General features: G+C 73.3%; 12 protein-coding genes. 6 read left to right on the forward strand and 6 right to left on the reverse strand.

Annotated elements, in window-relative coordinates:
* Positions 1-1,724: CocE/NonD family hydrolase (locus tag G3I53_RS21060; RefSeq protein WP_164438651.1), on the forward strand; the 1,724-nt coding region annotated here is incomplete at its 5' end.
* A gap of 25 nt (positions 1,725-1,749) precedes the next feature.
* Here the strand turns inward: G3I53_RS21060 and G3I53_RS21065 are convergent.
* The 3 genes from G3I53_RS21065 to G3I53_RS21075 all read right to left on the reverse strand — a co-directional run bounded on the left by G3I53_RS21065 (position 1,750) and on the right by G3I53_RS21075 (position 6,075).
* Positions 1,750-2,766, reverse strand: coding sequence for a LacI family DNA-binding transcriptional regulator (locus tag G3I53_RS21065; protein ID WP_343240658.1), 1,017 nt, complete (start codon positions 2,764-2,766; stop codon positions 1,750-1,752).
* Between the two features lie 176 nt (positions 2,767-2,942).
* Positions 2,943-4,472 carry a glycoside hydrolase family 43 protein gene (locus G3I53_RS21070; protein ID WP_164333929.1) on the reverse strand — a complete coding sequence of 510 codons (1,530 nt, stop codon included), beginning with the start codon at positions 4,470-4,472 and terminating at the stop codon, positions 2,943-2,945.
* Between the two features lie 154 nt (positions 4,473-4,626).
* Positions 4,627-6,075 (reverse strand): endo-1,4-beta-xylanase, encoded by a 1,449-nt coding sequence (locus tag G3I53_RS21075; RefSeq protein WP_164333926.1) that lies wholly within the window; start codon positions 6,073-6,075, stop codon positions 4,627-4,629.
* A gap of 588 nt (positions 6,076-6,663) precedes the next feature.
* On the opposite strand from G3I53_RS21075, the gene G3I53_RS21080 reads away from it, so the two are divergent.
* From G3I53_RS21080 to meaB, 4 genes are all read left to right on the forward strand, one after another.
* Complete coding sequence (locus G3I53_RS21080; RefSeq protein ID WP_164333927.1) at positions 6,664-8,139, forward strand: non-reducing end alpha-L-arabinofuranosidase family hydrolase; 1,476 nt, start codon at positions 6,664-6,666, stop codon at positions 8,137-8,139.
* A 472-nt stretch (positions 8,140-8,611) separates the two neighbouring features.
* Positions 8,612-10,423, forward strand: a complete 1,812-nt coding sequence (locus tag G3I53_RS21085; RefSeq protein ID WP_164438652.1) for a methylmalonyl-CoA mutase subunit beta — start codon at positions 8,612-8,614, stop codon at positions 10,421-10,423.
* Positions 10,423-12,600 carry a methylmalonyl-CoA mutase gene (gene scpA / locus G3I53_RS21090; RefSeq protein ID WP_164338274.1) on the forward strand — a complete coding sequence of 726 codons (2,178 nt, stop codon included), beginning with the start codon at positions 10,423-10,425 and terminating at the stop codon, positions 12,598-12,600. The genes G3I53_RS21085 and scpA overlap by 1 nt, the downstream gene beginning before the upstream one ends.
* Before the next feature lie 12 nt (positions 12,601-12,612).
* Positions 12,613-13,662 (forward strand): methylmalonyl Co-A mutase-associated GTPase MeaB, encoded by a 1,050-nt coding sequence (meaB, locus tag G3I53_RS21095; protein WP_164438653.1) that lies wholly within the window; start codon positions 12,613-12,615, stop codon positions 13,660-13,662.
* A 121-nt stretch (positions 13,663-13,783) separates the two neighbouring features.
* Here the strand turns inward: meaB and G3I53_RS34575 are convergent, their stop codons facing one another.
* Both G3I53_RS34575 and G3I53_RS21105 read right to left on the reverse strand, forming a co-directional pair.
* Positions 13,784-14,347, reverse strand: a complete 564-nt coding sequence (locus G3I53_RS34575) for a hypothetical protein (protein WP_343240661.1) — start codon at positions 14,345-14,347, stop codon at positions 13,784-13,786.
* 187 nt (positions 14,348-14,534) lie between these two features.
* Entirely contained in the window at positions 14,535-15,521 is a 987-nt protein-coding gene (locus tag G3I53_RS21105; RefSeq protein WP_164438655.1) for a ferric reductase-like transmembrane domain-containing protein, read from the reverse strand.
* A 272-nt stretch (positions 15,522-15,793) separates the two neighbouring features.
* On the opposite strand from G3I53_RS21105, the gene G3I53_RS21110 reads away from it, so the two are divergent.
* Positions 15,794-17,620, forward strand: coding sequence for a glycoside hydrolase family 3 protein (locus G3I53_RS21110; RefSeq protein ID WP_164336223.1), 1,827 nt, complete (start codon positions 15,794-15,796; stop codon positions 17,618-17,620).
* Between the two features lie 6 nt (positions 17,621-17,626).
* Here the strand turns inward: G3I53_RS21110 and G3I53_RS21115 are convergent, their stop codons facing one another.
* Positions 17,627-18,085, reverse strand: a complete 459-nt coding sequence (locus G3I53_RS21115) for an ATP-binding protein (protein WP_164438656.1) — start codon at positions 18,083-18,085, stop codon at positions 17,627-17,629.
* Between the last annotated feature and the right edge of the window lie 140 nt (positions 18,086-18,225).

The raw sequence follows: 18,225 nt of genomic DNA on the forward strand, positions 1-18,225 counted from the left end.
GCCCGGTCGCCGGGCGCCGCGAGGCGGACTGCGTCCTGCGCGACGGGACCCGGCTGCGGACCGTGCTGCTGCTGCCGCACGGGACCGGGCCGTGGCCGGCCCTGCTGACCCGCCATCCCTACGACGTGACCCGTGAGGAGTACGACGGGCTGCTGGACGTCGGCCGTCTCGTCGCCGCCGGCTACCTCGTCGCGCTCCAGGACGTGCGGGGCCGCTTCGGCTCCGAGGGCGTCTTCGAGCCCGGTGCGCAGGAGGTGGCCGACGGCGCCGACGCCGTGGCCTGGCTCGCGGCGCGTCCCGAGTGCACCGGCAGCGTCGGCATGTGGGGTGCGTCCTACGCCTCGGACACCCAGTTCGCCGCCCTGTTGGGAGGTGCCCCGGCGCTGCGGGCGATCGCTCCGGCGATGACGCCGGCGTTGTCAGCGCTCGACGGTTTCCGGTTCCGCGGCGGGGTGCCGGAGATCGGGAGCACCCTGACGTGGACGCACGGGGCGATCGCCCCGGACCTGATCTCGCGCATCGGTTCCGCCCGCGAACGGGAGGCCGAGCAGCGGCGGTGGGAGGCCACCGAGCGGGCCATCGCCTCCGGTGACGCGTTCCGGGCCGGGGCCCCGCACCCCGGGTGGGACGCCGAGGCGATCGTCCGGTGGGGCCTGGACCGGCTTCGGGAGCCGCTCGGGTCGGTCCGGCACCGCGAGGGCAAGATCGTCGACCGGATCGACGCGGTCGGTGTCCCCGTCCTGCTGACCGGCGGGTGGTTCGACGTGTTCCTCGGGCCGACCCTGGAGATGTACCGGCGGCTGCTGCGCCGCGCGAAGGACACCGGCGGGCCGGTGCCCCGCCTGCTGGTCGGCCCCTGGACGCACGACGACCTGTCGGGCCGGGCCGCCGGCGCCGACTTCGGTCCCGGCGCGTCCGCCGACGACCTCGGCGACGGCAGCGACCTCACCGCACGGCATCTGCGGTGGTTCGACTCCGTCCTGCGCTCGGGCGCGCCGACGGGGCCGCCGGTGCGCGTGTTCGTGATGGGCTCCGGCCGGTGGGTGACGCTGGACGAGTTCCCGCCGCCCGGCACGCGGACGCTCGCCCTGTACCTGAACCCGGGGGGCGAGCTGGCCGCCGAGCCGGCCGGCAGCGGTGAACGGCGGCTGATCAGCGACCCGTCGGACCCGGTGCCGACGCGCGGCGGTGCGGTGCTGCTGTTCGCGCCGTTCACGGCGGGGCCCGCCGACCAGACGGAGGTTCAGGCGCGTCCCGACGTGGTGGCGTGGCGCACCGGGCCGCTGACGGAGGGCCTCACGGTGCTGGGCGCGGTGCGTGCCGTGGTCCACCTCGTGACCACGGGGACGGACGCGGACGTGGTGGTGCGGCTGTGCGACGAGCACCCGGACGGCAGCAGCCGGGTCGTCGCCGACGGTGTGCAGCGGGCGTCGGCCCTGTCCGTCGACCCGGTGACGGGCCTGGGCGAGCGGCTGCCGGTCGTGCCGGGTCAGGAGCTGGAGGTGGTCGTGGACCTGTGGTCGACGGCGCACACGTTCCTGCCGGGCCACCGGGTGCGCGTGGACATCGCCCCGAGTTCGTCACCCCGCTGGGAGGCCGGGCGCAACGCCTTCGATGCGGACGGCACGGCCGCGCGGCCCGCGGCGGCGGAGTACACGATCCGTCACGGCGCCGCCCGGCCGAGCCGTCTCGTCCTCCAGGTCGCGGCGACGGCACCGGGGTGAGAGCGGCCGGGCCGCGCCCGGCGGGTCACCGGCGTGGTGCCGTGGTGGCCCGGGCGGGTGCGGTGGAGGACCGGACGACCAGCTCGGTGGCCAGTTCCATGCGGGCGGGTGACCGGGCGCCGCCGTCCTCGCCGCGGGTCTGCTCGATCAGGAGCTTGACCGCGGCGGCGCCCAGTTCGGTGCTGGGCTGGCGGACGGTCGTCAGGCCGGGGGTGATGTACTGCGCCTCGGGCAGGTCGTCGAAGCCGACGACACTGATGTCCTCGGGGATCCGCAGGCCGCGGGCGGCCAGGGCGTCGTAGATGCCGAGTGCCATGGAGTCCGCGCAGGCGAAGAGCCCGGTGATGCCGGGGTCGCCGTCGAGCAGGGTGTGGGCGGCGGTGGCCGCCTTGGCCCGGTTCCAGCCGCCGTGGGCCACCGACACCGAGGCCGGGCCGGCCGCCGCCGTGTCGGCCGCGGCGCGGAAACCGTCGACACGGGCGCGGCTGAAGAGGTGGCGGGCGTGGCCGGCGACCACGCCCAGGCGCTCGTGGCCGAGGGACAGCAGGTGCTCGGCGGCCATCCTGCCGCCTTCCCAGTTCGCCACGCCGATGCTCGACACCCCGGACGGGGGTGCGCTCATGGGGTCGATCAGCACCACGGGGACACCGGCGGCGAAGAGGGTGCCGAACTGGTGCGAGGCGGGATCGACGAGCGTCCCGATCACGCCGAGGGTGCGTCGGCGCAGGACCCGCGACACCCAGTCGCCGTCCGGTTCGGCGAGCGTCAGTACGACGTCGAGGCCGGCTGCGGCCGCTTCCCGGCCGACGCCGGCGATCAGCAGGTTCGCCCAGGATCCCTCGAAGTGGGTGACGACGAGGTCGAGTACGTGGGACAGGGCGGTCTCGTCCCGCCCGCTCTCGCTCTTGGCCCCGCCCCGGCGGGTGTAGCCGACGGCCCGCACGGCTTCCATGACCCTCGCGCGTGTCTCCGCCGAGACGTCGGTTCCGCCTCGCAGCACCTTGGACACGGTGGGCACGCTCGTACCGGCGGTCTGGGCCACCAAGGACAGTGTGGGGCGCGATCCGGCTGGTCGGGGGGGCATGGGGACAGATTATCCCAAGGCGTGGAAGGGCCCCCGGGGGCCCAAGAGGCGCCTTGGGGCGGGGCCGGACCGGCCGCGGACGGGCCCCTGGGGAGGCGGAGCCCGCCCGCGTCCGCCCGCCGGGCACGCGCGCGTCATCCGGTCGGCACCGGGACGTACTCGAACCAGTCGAAGGCGACCGTGCCCTCGGTGGCGTACATGCCGATGACCCGGCCGGTGAAGCCGGCGGCGACCTCGGTGGACAGGTAGCGTCCGTCCAGTTCGGCGAGCGGCGGGCCGTCCGGGGTGCCGGGTCCGCCGAGGTGGAAGGCGATGGTGTCGGGGCCCGTGGTCCCGCCGTCGGTGAGTCCGGGTGACGCGGGGACGAGGCCGGTCGTCCGGACCGTGACGGTGAGGTGCAGGGGGCCCGCCGGGGCGGGCTGCCGGGCGACGGTGCTGCGCAGCGGCCCGATGCGGGCGACGACGCGGACCTCGCCGTCCCCGGCCTCGATCTCGTAGTGGTGGGCCTCGTCCAGGCGTACGCAGAGGCCGCCGCGGCCGGTGCCCGGGTCGAGCAGGGCGGTGACGCGGCAGTCGTGGTGCTGCTGGCGGCGGCCGACGAAGGTGTGGCCGGGGCTGTCCAGGGTGGGGCCGGTCGCGTGGAGGGTGAGACGGCCGGGGCGCTCGGTGAGGGACCAGGAGCCCTCGGGGCGGGCGAACGGCGAGATCCAGTGCGGGGCGAGAGCCGGCTCGTCGAAGTCGTCGCGGGCGGGCGGGGCGGGAACGGGATGCCAGGCACCGCCCGGCGCCGGGTGCCGTTCGGGGACGGGAGCGACGACGGGCCAGCCGTCCTCGTCCCACTCCACGGGGGTCAGGAACGTCTCGCGGCCGAGCACGTGCACGTCGGGGGTGAAGCCGCGGGGGCGGACACCGAGCAGCACCATCCACCAGCTGCCGTCGGGGGCCTGCACCAGGTCGGCGTGGCCGGTGTTCTGGACGGGGCGGGGGCTGCCGCTGTGGGTCAGCAGGGGGTTGCCGGGTGCGCCCTCCCAGGGGCCGCGCGGCGAGCGGCTGCGGGCCACGGACACGCTGTGGCCGCGTTCCGTGCCGCCCTCCGCGATGAGCAGGTACCACCAGTCGCCGATGCGGTACAGGTGCGGTGCCTCGGGGAACTTCAGGCCGGTTCCGGACCAGGTGGCGAAGGGCCCCTCCAGCACCTCTCCCCGGACGGGGTCGATCCTGGCCATGTTGATGCCCCCGGCGGGGCCGGAGAAGGCGCACCAGCAGGTGCCGTCCTCCTCCCACGCGAGGTCGGGGTCGATGCCGGGCAGGCCGATCCACACCGGGTCGCTCCACGGCCCCTCGGGCCGCTCGGCCGTGACGACGAAGGTGCCGCCGCCGTCGATGTTGGTGTTGATGACCCAGTAACGGCCGTCGTGGTGACGGATCGTGGGGGCGTAGAGCCCGCCGGACGCCTTGGCGCCGGGGAGGGGCAGGGGCAGTTGTGCGGGGCGGTCCAGCACGTTGCCGATCTGCTCCCAGTGCACCAGGTCCTTGCTGTGGAACAGCGGCAGTCCGGGGACGTACTCGAAGCTGGAGCACACCAGGTAGTAGTCGTCGCCGACCCGGCACACGCTCGGATCGGGGTGGAACCCGCTGATCACCGGGTTGTCGTAGAGGTGCACGGGACGTGTTCCCTTCGGGGTGCCGGGCAGCGCCCGCTGCGGCACGACGGACGGCCCGCAGCGCCCGCTGCGGCACGACGGACGGCCGGTGAGGGCCGCCGCCCGGACGGCGGCGGCCCTCACGCTCAGCGGTGCTGTCCTCGCGCGGGACGTGTCAGGCGCGGGTCCAGCGCTGGTTGTTGCCGTTGGAGCAGGAGTAGATCTGGATCTGGGTGCCGTTGGCGGTGCCGGCGCCCACGGCGTCCAGGCACTTGCCGGACTGGACGCCGACGATGGAACCGTCGGAGTTCAGACGCCACTTCTGGTTGTCGCCGCCCCAGCAGCTGTAGATCTGGACCTTGGCGCCGTTGCCGGTGCCGGCGGCGTCCAGGCACTTGTCGCCGTAGACCCTGAGCTCACCGGAGCCGGTCAGCGTCCACTGCTGGTTGGTGCGGTTGTTGCAGTCGTAGAGCTGGACCTGGGTGCCGTCGGCCGTGCTGGCGTTGGGCACGTCCAGGCAGCGGCCCGAGGCGACGCCCTTGATGGCGGTGCCGTCACCGGGCTCCGGGTCCGGGTCCGGGTTGCCGCCGGCGCCCCCGTTGAGGGCGTTCAGCACGGCGCTGTACGCCTGCTTCTTGCTGCCGTCGTTGTTGAACAGCAGCGGAGTGTGCTCCGAACGCCAGGAGTCGCTGTCGCGGACGCCCCAGACGGTGACGCCGAGGCAGCGGGAGACGGCCAGGCAGTCGTTGACCACGGCGGCGTAGGTGGTCGGCGAGGCGCCCTGGATGTCGAGCTCGGTGACGGCCACGTCGACTCCGAGGGCGGCGAACTCACTCAGCGTGGTGCGGAAGTTGCTGTTGTAGGGGCTGCCGCTGTTGAAGTGCGACTGGAAGCCGACGCAGTCGATCGGCACGCCGCGCTGCTTGAAGTCCCGCACCATGCGGTACATCGCCTGGGTCTTGGCCCAGGTCCAGTCCTCGACGTTGTAGTCGTTGTAGCAGAGCTTGGCGGACGGGTCGGCGGCCCGCGCGGTGCGGAAGGCGACCTCGATCCAGTCGCTGCCGCTGCGCTCCAGGTTGGAGTCGCGCCGGGCGCCCGAACTGCCGTCGGCGAACGCCTCGTTCACCACGTCCCACTGCGTGATCTTGCCCTTGTAGTGGTTCATCACGCCGTTGATGTGGTCGATCATCGCCTGGCGCAGCGCGCTGCCGTTGAGGCTCTGCATCCAGCCGGGCTGCTGGGAGTGCCAGGCCAGCGTGTGGCCGCGCACCTCCTTGCCGTTCTGCACCGCCCAGTTGTAGACGCGGTCGCCGGCGGAGAAGTCGAACTGGCCCCGCTGCGGCTGGGTGGCGTCGATCTTCATCTCGTTCTCGGCCGTCACCGAGTTGAACTCACGGGAGGCGATCGAGGCGTACGTCGAGTCGTTCAGCCTGTTCGCGGCGATGGCGACGCCGAAGTAGCGGCCGCTCTGGGCCGCGGCGGCACCGAGGGTGCTCTCGGCGGCCTGGGCGGAGGGCGGCGCGACGAGCGCGCCGACCAGACCGACGGAGCCGGCGACCAGCGCCAGCATCGCAGCGCGGAATTTCTGCCGTACAGGGGGTCTGGCAAGGGCAGAGGAGCCCATGGCTGTGCCTCCAGGGGTAGGGGATGACGGGATCACCGGACGTCGCGGTCATGGGACCCGGGGGGAAGAAGTCGACCGGCACGGACGGGCCCGGTCGGCCGCCGAGGTGCGCCGGGCGGCGGCGGTCCTGCGGCCGTGCGGGCTGTTGCACGGCTGTGGTGCGGCTCGGGCTGCGCAGGGGCCCGCTCACGGCAGGCCCGTTCGAGATTTCGGTACACGGTCGGTGTACCAGACAGGATCATTGAGTGATTGACAGTGCCTCGTCAACCCCTCGGCCTCATCAATTTCCGACTCTGGCCCGAAACTTTCGAACAGCCGGTCATGAAGTCGCGCTCACGGGAGCCGCGTGCCACACAGCTCACCACCTGCCGGTTCCCGGTCAACTCCGCGGACCGTTCCGCCGGGTGGGAGGGACTGTTTGCGGTCAGGTCGGCCGCAGACCTTGACCGAGGAGCGTCGGCTTCCTAGCTTGTGGCGTCACACAACCGGGATCACTTTCGAAACATTCGACATCCGCCCCGCCCCGGAGCGGCTGCCGCTCCGCGGTTCGCCCGCGTCCCCCCACCCCGCCCCCTAGGAGGCCCCTCGATGTGGTCACGCCCCCTGTCCCCGGTCCGTCCGAGACGCTTACTCGGTGTCCTCGCCCCACTGCTCCTGCTGGCCACGTTCCTCGGCGCCCAGCCCGCCGAGGCGGCGACCGTCGACACGAGCGCCAGCTACGTGCTGGTCAACCGCAACAGCGGCAAGGCGCTCGACGTGTACAACCGGGCGACCGGCGACGGCGCCCGCATCACCCAGTGGACACGGAACGACCAGGCCCAGCAGCAGTGGCAGTTCGTCGATTCCGGTGACGGCTACTACCGCCTCAGGTCCCGCCACTCGGGCAAGGTGCTGGACGTCCACAACTGGTCCACCGCCAACGGCGGTTCGATCGTCCAGTGGTCCGACCTGAACGCCGCCAACCAGCAATGGCGGCTGGCCGACAGCGCGGACGGCCACGTCCGGCTCATCTCGCGCCACAGCGGCAAGGCCCTCGAAGTGCAGGGCGGGTCCACCGCCGACAACGCGAACATCGTCCAGTACGACGACTGGGGCGGGACCAACCAGCAGTGGCGGCTCGTCGAGGTCGGCGCCGGCGATCCCGGCACACCCGGCACGTGCGAGCTGCCGTCGAGCTACAGCTGGACGTCGACGGGCGCGCTGGCGCAGCCCCGGCAGGGCTGGGTCTCGCTCAAGGACTTCACCGTCGCCCCCTACAACGGCCGGCAGCTCGTCTACGCGACCACGCACGACACCGGGACGCGGTGGGGGTCGATGAACTTCGACCTGTTCACCGACTGGCCGGAGATGGCCTCGGCCGGCCAGAACGCGATGTCGGCGTCGACCGTGGCGCCCTCGTTGTTCTACTTCGCGCCGAAGGACATCTGGGTGCTCGCCTACCAGTGGGGCCGCACCGCCTTCTCCTACCGGACGTCGAACAACCCCACCGACCCCAACGGCTGGTCGTCGGAGCAGACGCTCTTCTCCGGGAGCATCCCCGACTCCGGAACGGGACCCATCGACCAGGCCCTCATCGGTGACGGCACGAACATGTACCTGTTCTTCGCCGGCGACAACGGCCGCATCTACCGGGCGAGCATGCCGATCGGGAACTTCCCCGGCAGCTTCGGCTCGACCTCGACCGTGGTCATGAGCGACACGACGAACAACCTGTTCGAAGCCCCGCAGGTCTACAAGCTGGAGGGCCAGAACCGCTACCTCATGATCGTCGAGGCGATCGGCTCGCAGGGCCGCTACTTCCGCTCGTTCACGGCCACGAGTCTGAACGGCTCCTGGACGCCCCAGGCCGCGACCGAGAGCAATCCCTTCGCCGGCAAGGCCAACAGCGGCGCCACCTGGACCAACGACATCAGCCACGGCGAGCTGCTCCGCACCAGCCCCGATCAGACCATGACCGTCGATCCCTGCCGGCTGCAGCTGCTGTACCAGGGCCGCAGCCCCGCCTCCGGCGGCGACTACGGCCTGCTGCCCTACCGTCCGGGCCTGCTGACGCTGCGGCGCTGACGGTACGACGGGGCCGGCAGCGGGCCGGCAGCCAGGGGGAGCCGGTGTGGCGGGTCCGGCGGGTGGGCCGGACCCGCCACACCACCGGCCCCCGGCTGTGGGGGCGGGGCCGTGCGGCCGGGGGCCGCGGGACCGGAGAACCCCGATGGCGGAGGGCCGCGGGGCCGGAGAAGAGCCTGGGGCCGGAGGGCCGGAGCGCAGATCGCGCAGGGCAAGGAACACGGCGGACCCCGGGTGACGGGGTGAGGAGGGCGTGACGCCGGGCAGACACAGCTCTTGACTCGCACGTGACGACATGATCGGCGGCATCTCAACGGATGTCGCCGACACTCCTGTCGGCACGCCGGTGAGGCGCAGGTGAGGCCATGGGCGGCCGGTGATCGCCGGAGCGGTTCGCGTCACACTCGCGGGGAGAACAAGGTCACAACGTTCCCTCTGCTGCTCGCCTGTCGGCCTGCCCTAACATCCGAGCATGACGCTCCTGCCTGACGACGGCCTCGGCCTGGCCGCCGAGTTCCCCGACGCGACCCACGAGCAGTGGCAGCACCTGGTGGCCGGTGTGCTGCGCAGGTCGGGCCGGGAAACGCCGGACGACGAGGCGGAGGACGCCCTGTCCACGCTGCTGGAGGACGGCCTGCGGGTGCGTCCCCTCTACACCCGGCGCGATGCCGCCCCCGACCCGGGGCTGCCCGGCTTCCCGCCCTTCGTGCGGGGCGGGCGGGCCGAGGGGAGCCGGGTCGGCGGCTGGGACGTACGGCAGCGCCACACGGTGGCCGATCCGGCGTCGGTGCTCGCCGACCTGGAGAACGGGGTCACCTCCCTGTGGCTGGCCGTCGGCGAGCCCTCCGGCCTCCCGCTCGGCGCGCTCGGTCACGCCCTCGACGGTGTCCTCCTCGACCTGGCCCCCGTCGTGCTGGAGGCGGGCTCCGCGTTCGAGCCGGCCGCGCGGGAACTGCTGGCGCTGCACGAGGAACGGGGCGTCGCCGCGGACGCCGTGCGCGGCAACCTGGGGGCCGATCCCCTGGGCCACGAGGCCCGCACCGGCAGCGCCTTCGACACCGCGCCCGTGACGGAAACGGCCCTGCGGTGCGCCGAACGGCACCCGGGTCTGCGCGTGCTGACCGTGGACGCGCTGCCCTACCACGAGGCCGGCGGGTCCGCGGCGCAGGAACTGGGCTGCTCGCTGGCGACGGGGGTGGCCTATGTGCGCGACCTCACCGCGGCCGGGCTGAGCACGGCGCAGGCGCTGGCGCAGCTGGAGTTCCGGTACGCCGCCACCGCCGACCAGTTCCTGACCGTCGCCAAGCTGCGTGCCGCACGCCGGCTGTGGGCGCGGGTGGCCGAGGTCTGCGGGGAGCCGCGGGCGGGCGGGCAGCTCCAGCACGCGGTGACCTCACCGGTGATGATGACGCGCCGCGACCCGTGGGTGAACATGCTGCGCACCACCGTCGCCACCCTGGCCGCCGGAGTGGGGGGTGCCGACTCCGTGACCGTGCTGCCCTTCGACCACGCGCTGGGTCTGCCGGACGCGTTCGCCCGCCGGATCGCCCGCAACACCTCCACGATCCTCATCGAGGAGGCGCACCTGTCGAAGGTGATCGACCCGGCCGGCGGCTCCTGGTACGTGGAACGGCTCACCGATGAACTCGCCCACGCCGCCTGGGAGTTCTTCCAGGACATCGAGAAGGCGGGCGGTCAGGCCGCCGCCCTGCGCTCCGGGACGGTCGGCGAACGGCTCGCCGGGACCTGGGCGGTGCGCAGCGCGAAGCTGGCGAAGCGGCGGGAACCGGTCACCGGGGTCAGCGAGTTCCCGCACCTGGCCGAGAAGCCGGTGGTCCGCGCGTCCGTGCCCGAACCGCCGGGCGGGGGCCTGCCGCGGGTGCGGCGGGACGAGGCGTTCGAGGCGCTGCGGGCCCGCTCCGACGCCCACCTGGCCGCCACCGGCGCCCGGCCGCGCATCCATCTGACCGCCCTGGGCCCGGCCGCCGCGCACACCGCCCGGCTCACCTTCGCCGCCAACCTCTTCCAGGCCGGCGGCATCGAGCCCGTCACCGAGGGCGGCTTCGCGGACAGCGGGGCGCGGGAGGTGTGCCTGTGCTCCAGCGACGCGCTGTACGAGGAGCAGGCCGCGACCGCGGCCGCCGCGCTGCGTGAGGCGGGCGCCGAGCACGTGTTCCTCGCGGGCCGTCCGGGAGCGTATCCGGGCGTCGACAGCTACGTCTTCGCCGGCTGTGACGCCGTCGCCGTGCTCTCCGCAGCCCTCGACCGCATGGGAGTGTCCTGATGTCCATCCCCGACTTCTCCACGATCGGGCTGGGGTCGCCGTCCTCCGGCGCCGGCCCCGACGAGTGGCGCGCGGCGGTGAAGAAGGCCGCCGACGGCGACGACCTGCTCTGGGAGACGCCGGAGGGGATCGACGTCAAGCCCCTGTACACCGGGCAGGACCTGGAGGGCCTGGACTTCCTGGACACCTTCCCCGGCGTCGCCCCGTATCTGCGGGGCCCGTACCCGACGATGTACGTGAACCAGCCGTGGACGATCCGCCAGTACGCGGGCTTCTCCACGGCCGAGGAGTCCAACGCCTTCTACCGCCGCAATCTGGCCGCGGGGCAGAAGGGGCTGTCGGTCGCCTTCGACCTGCCCACGCACCGGGGCTACGACAGCGACCACCCGCGGGTGACCGGTGACGTCGGCATGGCGGGCGTGGCGATCGACTCGATCTACGACATGCGCCAGCTGTTCGACGGCATCCCGCTGGACCGCATGACGGTGTCGATGACGATGAACGGCGCGGTGCTGCCGGTGCTGGCGCTGTACATCGTGGCGGCGGAGGAGCAGGGCGTACCGCCCGAGAAGCTGGCCGGGACCATCCAGAACGACATCCTCAAGGAGTTCATGGTCCGCAACACGTACATCTATCCGCCGAAGCCGTCGATGCGGATCATCTCCGACATCTTCGCGTACACCTCGCAGCGGATGCCGCGCTACAACTCCATCTCCATCTCCGGCTACCACATCCAGGAGGCGGGTGCGACGGCCGATCTGGAGCTGGCGTACACGCTCGCCGACGGGGTGGAGTACATCCGGGCGGGGCGGGAGGCCGGCCTGGACGTGGACGCGTTCGCGCCGCGGCTGTCGTTCTTCTGGGCGATCGGCATGAACTTCTTCATGGAGATCGCCAAGCTGCGGGCGGCCCGCCTGCTGTGGGCCAAGCTGGTGCGGCAGTTCGACCCGCAGAACGCCAAGTCGCTGTCGCTGCGCACCCATTCGCAGACCTCCGGCTGGTCGCTGACCGCGCAGGACGTGTTCAACAACGTCACCCGCACCTGCGTGGAGGCGATGGCCGCCACTCAGGGCCACACCCAGTCGCTGCACACCAACGCCCTCGACGAGGCGCTCGCCCTGCCCACCGACTTCTCCGCCCGCATCGCCCGCAACACGCAACTGCTGCTCCAGCAGGAGTCCGGGACGACCCGGGTGATCGACCCCTGGGGCGGCAGTGCCTACGTGGAGCGGCTGACGTACGACCTCGCGCGCCGCGCCTGGCGGCACATCGAGGAGGTGGAGCAGGCCGGCGGCATGGCGCAGGCCATCGACGCGGGCATCCCCAAGCTGCGGGTGGAGGAGGCCGCCGCCCGCACCCAGGCCCGGATCGACTCGGGGCGGCAGCCGGTGATCGGGGTGAACAAGTACCGGGTGGAGACGGACGAGCAGATCGACGTGCTCAAGGTCGACAACTCCTCGGTGCGCGCCCAGCAGATCGCCAAGCTGCGGCGGCTGCGCGAGGAACGGGACGAGACCGCCTGCCGCGACGCGCTGGACGCCCTGACCCGGGCGGCCGGCGGGGAGGGCAACCTGCTGGAGCTGGCGGTGCGGGCGGCCCGGGCGAAGGCGACGGTCGGTGAGATCAGCGACGCCCTGGAGAAGGTGTACGGGCGGCACGCCGGGCAGATCCGTACGATCTCCGGTGTGTACCGCAACGAGACGGGGGAGTCACCGGCCGTGGAACGCACCCGGACGGTGGTGGACGCCTTCGCCGACGCCGAGGGGCGGCGGCCGCGCATCCTGGTCGCCAAGATGGGCCAGGACGGTCACGACCGGGGCCAGAAGGTGATCGCGACGGCCTTCGCCGACCTCGGTTTCGACGTGGACGTCGGCCCGCTGTTCCAGACGCCGGGCGAGGTCGCCCGGCAGGCCGTGGAGGCGGACGTGCACATCGTGGGCGTGTCGTCGCTGGCCGCGGGGCACCTCACCCTCGTCCCTGCGCTGCGCGAGGCGCTCGCCGAGGAGGGACGGGAGGACATCATGGTCGTCGTCGGCGGGGTGATCCCGCCGCAGGACGTGCCCGTCCTGCTGGAGATGGGCGCGGCGGCCGTGTTCCCGCCCGGCACGGTCATCCCGGACGCGGCCCGTGACCTGGTGGAGCGGCTGGCGGGTGCCCTCGGGCACGACGAGCTGTGAGCCGGTGACGTGATGGCCCTCGATCTGGACGCGTACGTCAAGGGTGTCCTCGACGGCAGGCGGGCGGTCGTCGCCCGGGCGATCACCCTCGTCGAGTCCACCCGGCCCCGGCACCGTGCGCTCGCCCAGCGGCTGCTGACGGAGCTGCTGCCGCACAGCGGGCGGGCGCGGCGGATCGGCATCAGCGGGGTGCCGGGCGTGGGCAAGTCGACGTTCACCGACGCCTTCGGCACGATGCTGACGGGGCTCGGCCACCGGGTGGCGGTCCTGGCCGTCGACCCGTCGTCGACCCGCACCGGCGGTTCGATCCTGGGCGACAAGACCCGGATGGAGCGTCTGGCCGTCGACCCGGCGGCGTTCGTCCGCCCCTCCCCCACGGCCGGTACGCTCGGCGGCGTCGCGAAGGCGACCCGCGAGTCGATCGTGGTGATGGAGGCGGCCGGTTACGACGTCGTGCTGGTGGAGACGGTCGGGGTCGGCCAGTCCGAGACGGCGGTCGCCGACATGGTGGACTCCTTCCTGCTGCTCACCCTGGCCCGCACCGGCGACCAGTTGCAGGGCATCAAGAAGGGCGTGCTGGAGCTGGCCGACGTCATCGCGGTCAACAAGGCCGACGGCCCGCACGAGCGGGACGCCCGCGCGGCGGCGCGTGAACTGGCCGGGGCGCTGCGGCTGATGCACGGCAAGGACGCCTTCTGGACGCCTCCCGTGCTCAGTTGCAGCGCGCGCGAGTCGACCGGGCTCGACGCGGTCTGGGAACGGCTGGAGCAGCACCGGGCGTTGCTGGACTCCACGGGCCGGCTCGCCGCCAAGCGGCGGACCCAGCAGGTCGACTGGCTGTGGGCGATGGTCCGGGACGAACTCCTGGACCGGCTGCACGCCGACCCGGCGGTGCGCTCCCTCGCCCCCGGGCTCGAACAGCAGGTGCGGGACGGCGGGTTGACGGCGACCCTGGCCGCCGAACGCATCCTGGACGCCTTCACGGGCGGCGCGCCCTCCGCCGGGCCGCCGGGCCCTGCGGCCCCCCCGGCCGCCCCGGCCACACCGCCCGCTGCCGAGTGACCGGGCGGGACTGCGGCACGTGAGCAGCGCCGTGCGGCGCGGCGGCCGTCGGCCGGCCGCTCAGCGTACGGACGTATCGCGGCGCGCGGCCCGCCGGGGCGGGCGGTCGGCCAGCCCGCAGTCACCGCACTTCGAGCCGTTCGGCGCGCGGTAGTAGAGGCAGCAGCTCACGCGGCGGAACGCCAGGTCGGGGCCGGTGAGGACGCCGGTGCCCGCCAGGCGTCCGGTGCCCAGCAGTTCGGTCGTGAGAGCGGTGAGCGGTCCGCGTACGGCGGGCCGCAGGGCGAGCAGGGCGTGGGCCGCTCCGGCCAGCGCGGACGCCGAGTTGCCGTCCAGCAGGCGTGGGGCGACCTTGACGCGCAGTCCGTCGGCCAGGGCCGACAAGTGGCCGGTCACCTGCTCGTACAGGGCGCGCGCGGGGCCGGCGTCGAGCCGGTCGGCGTACCGGCCGGCTGGCCGTGGCAGCCGCAGGGCGGGGCCGTCGTCGGCCCGCTGGAGTCCCTCCAGGTCGAGGACGATGCCGTGCAGGACGGCGCAGGCCAGGACGGGTGACCAGAGGCGGGCGGCGTGACCGAGCTGGGCGATGGAGACATCGACGCGCGGCTCGGTGGTGCGGTGGAGGCGGGCGACCGCCGCGGCGAGGTCGGTGAAACCCGTCGCGTAGGAGCGGGCGACCGGGTGCCAGCCGTCGTCCGGGCCGCCGGCCCGCAGATCGAAGAACCCGCCGAGACCGGCCACGTCGTGCAGGGCGGCGGTGACGGACGCGGCCGGGGCGCGGGCGTCCTGCACGGCTCGGTCCTCCCTCTGCACTCCTGCGACGGTTCCTGCATCATCCCATCCCGGGTCCTGCGCGTCGCGGGCCCCCGGGGCGGTCATTCGGTCGCCTGCTCGTGCGGGGCCGTGGCGGGCGGATGCGTCGGCCGGTCCCGTCCGCCGTCACGGCCGGACACCACGACGGCCAGCAGCCCCAGGACGACGGCTGCGACGGCGACCCGTCCTGCCGCCCGGAGCCACCAGCCCGGCCGGCCCCCGCGCCCGCCTCCGCCCGGGGAGCCGAGCCGCTCGGCCCGCCGGGCCGGTCTCAGCAGGCGCAGCAACAGCAGGACGGCGATCGGCAGTTGCAGCAGCCACAGCAGCGTGCGCGGCCATGCTCCGAACCAGACGTTGGTCCCGTACAGCAGGGTGTGCCAGACGCTCAGCACGTAGACGGCGATGACGAAGCGGTGCAGCCGGCGCCAGGTGTTGGCTCCGATGCGGTGGCGGACGTAGAACAGCAGGCCCAGCGGAATCGCGAGGTAGAGGGCGGCCTGTCCGATCGGGATGGCGATCCGGCCGGTGCCGGAGTCGTACCAGCCGGGCACGAAGGTGTCCGCGAAGGCCACCCACAGGCGCTTCGCCCACCCCACCTCGGACTCGTAGCGGACGAGTTCCGCCGCGAACATCAGGGCGTGGGCCAGCATCAGCGCCGTCGTCGACAGGCTGGTGGTGCGGTGCCAGCGCTCCAGGACCGGCCGGGAGACGGGCAGGCGGACCGGCCGGGGGCCCGACAGCAGGAGACCGAGCATGACCGTGCCCCAGGCCCACAGCAGCGCCGACCAGCCGAACGCCTGGCTGAGCAGGTACATCCAGTAGGTGCGGGGATCGTCCATGAACGGCATGACGGCGACGGTGTCCGAGGCGCCCGATTCCATGCGCGCGTACAGGAGCGCGAAGACGAGCGCCGTGACCACCACCGCCGCGGTGGCGTCGGGGAGGGCGGACCGCAGGTCGCCGCGCAGCCCGGCGCGGCCGCCGGGAGGCCGTCGCTCTCCGGGCCGGACCGCTGCGCCGTCCTCGTCCGGAGTGGGGTCCGACAGCATCAGGGCCTCCCGGGCACGGTGCACCGCGGGGCGGTGCGCATGTGGCGTGAGGCAACCAGTCTGGCCGAGGGGGCCGGTGATCGCCGAGGCGTTATCCGGCCAGAGGTGCGGCGCGCAACGCGCGAGGCGGCAGCAGCCTCGCTTTGTCTAGACCTATTATGTCTAGACCTCTTGCCCCGGCCAGGATCCGCGGGCTACGTTGCGCGCTGTTCGGCTCCCCTGGTGATTCCCGCAACTCCCCTGACCAGCAAGGCTGGAAGGAGCATGCCCGCATGCAGGACCGAAGCCCGTCCAGACGAACAGTGATCGCCTCCGCGGCCGTGGTCGCCGCGAGCGCCACGGGTGTCGTGGGCGCGACGGCCACCCCCGCGGCCGCCCACCGGCGCGACCGGCGCCTGAAGAAGATCCTCTCCGGGATGAGCACCGAGGCGAAGGTCGGCCAGCTGTTCGTGCCGTACTTCTACGGCTCGTCGGCGACCTCCCCCAGCCAGTTCGACCAGGAGCGCAACCTCAGCGAACTCGGTGTCCGCACCGTGGCCGAACTCATCGCCAAGTACCACCTCGGCGGTGTCATCTACTTCCAGGGCTGGACGAACAACATCCACGACCCCCGGCAGATCGCGGACCTGACGAACGGTATCCAGCGGGCCTCCCTCGCCCTGCCCACCCCCGTCCCGTCGCTGATCTCCATCGACCAGGAGCACGGGGCCAACGTCCGGGTCGGCGACGGCGCCACCCAGCTGCCGGGGGCGATGGCGCTCGGCGCGGGCCGTTCGCTGTCCGACGCGCGCACCGCCGGGCGCATCTCCGGCACCGAACTCGCCGCCCTGGGCATCCACCAGAACTTCGCCCCGGTCGCCGACGTCAACGTCAACCCGGCCAACCCCATCATCAACATCCGTTCCTTCGGTGCCGATCCGCGCGAGGTCGGCCGCATGGTGGCCGCCCAGGTGACGGGCTACCAGCAGGCCGGAGTCGTGGCCTGCGCCAAGCACTTCCCCGGCCACGGCGACACCGGGCAGGACAGCCACACCGAGCTGCCCGTCATCACCCACACCCGAGAGGAGTGGGAACGCATCGACGCCCCGCCCTTCCGGGCCGCCATCGCCGCCGGCGTCGACTCGATCATGACCGCGCACCTCCAGGTGCCCGCGCTCGACCCCAGCAACGACCCGGCCACCCTGTCCCCCACGATCCTTCAGGGCGTGCTGCGCGGCGAACTCGGCTTCGACGGCGTGATCGTCACCGACGCCCTCAACATGCAGGGGGTGCGCACCAAGTACGGCGACGACCGCGTGCCCGTCCTCGCCCTCAAGGCCGGCGCCGACCAGCTGCTGTTCCCGCCGGACATCGACGTCGCCTACCACGGCGTCCTGGCCGCCGTCCGCAGCGGGGAGATCGCCGAGGACCGGCTGAACGAGTCCGTGCTGCGCATCCTGCGGGTGAAGGACAAGGCCGGTCTGCTCAGCGGCAGCCCCTACGTGTCGCGCAGAGAGGTCGACCGGGTGGTCGGCGCCCGCGCGCACCGCCTCGCCGCCGCCCGGATCGCCGAGCGCACCACCACCCTGCTGGTCAACCGGGGCAGGACGCTGCCGCTGCGGCGCCGGCACCGCAAGCTGCTCGTGGTCGGCGCCAGCCCGGCCTTCCCGACCGACGGCACCCGCACCACCGTGCCGGAACTGGCCAGGGCGTTCGACGAACTGGGCTACAGCACCACCCACCTCGCCACCGGCCGCACCCCCGACGCGGCGAAGATCGACGAGGCGGTGTCCGCCGCGCGGGGCCGGGACGCGGTGATCGTCACCACCGACAACGTCGGCGCGCCCAGCACCCAGCGCACCCTGGTGACCCGGCTGCTCGCGACGGGCGTGCCCGTCGTCCACCTCGCGGTGCGCAACCCCTACGACATCGCCCACCTCGGCGACGTCCCCGCCTCCCTGGCCTCCTACTGCTGGACCGAGGTCGAACTGCGCGCCGCCGCCCGGGTGATCGCCGGCCGTGTCGACCCGCGCGGCCGGCTGCCCGTGCCCGTCCCCCGGGCCGACGATCCGGACCGGATCCTCTTCCGCTCCGGACACGGCCTGTCGTACGACGACTGACGCCGGTCAGCCCTCACGCCGGGCGCATTCGGCCCACACCGTCTTGCCGCCCGGCGGGCAGGGCTCGCAGCCCCACGCGTCCGCGAGGGCGGCGACCAGGAGCAGGCCGCGCCCCGACTCCCCGTCGGCACCCGCGGCCGACACGGGCACGGGCCGGCGTTCGCCCCGCGCGTCGGTGACCTCGATGCGCAGGGTGGTGGCCGTCAGGGTCAGGGCCAGGCGTGCGTGGCGGCCCCTCACCCGGCCGTGCAGGGCGGCGTTCGCCGTCAGTTCGGCGACGAGGAGGCGGGCCGTGGCCGTGCTCTCGTCGTCGTCGGCCTCCGGCCCGCCCCGCCGGTCCGTCAGCCACCGCTCGGCGGCGTGGCGCGCGGTGTGCGCGCCGCGCGCCGTGGCGGCGAACACGGTGCGGAAGTGGGCGGCGCCCACCGTCGGTTCATCAGGTGCGGTGACGATTTCCTGTTTCACCTCACCGAGGGTGACCGAGTCGCCCTACCGTGGGGAGCCCTCGGGGCCGTACGCAGGGTGACTGTCCCGGTGCGGACGGTGTGCCGTACGGGTGTCCGGCCGTGCCCCGGCGGGATCCTCGCCGGTTCGTCCCCGGTACA

It is taken from the genome of Streptomyces sp. SID14436 (assembly GCF_010548465.1).
Taxonomy (GTDB): Bacteria; Actinomycetota; Actinomycetes; order Streptomycetales; family Streptomycetaceae; genus Streptomyces.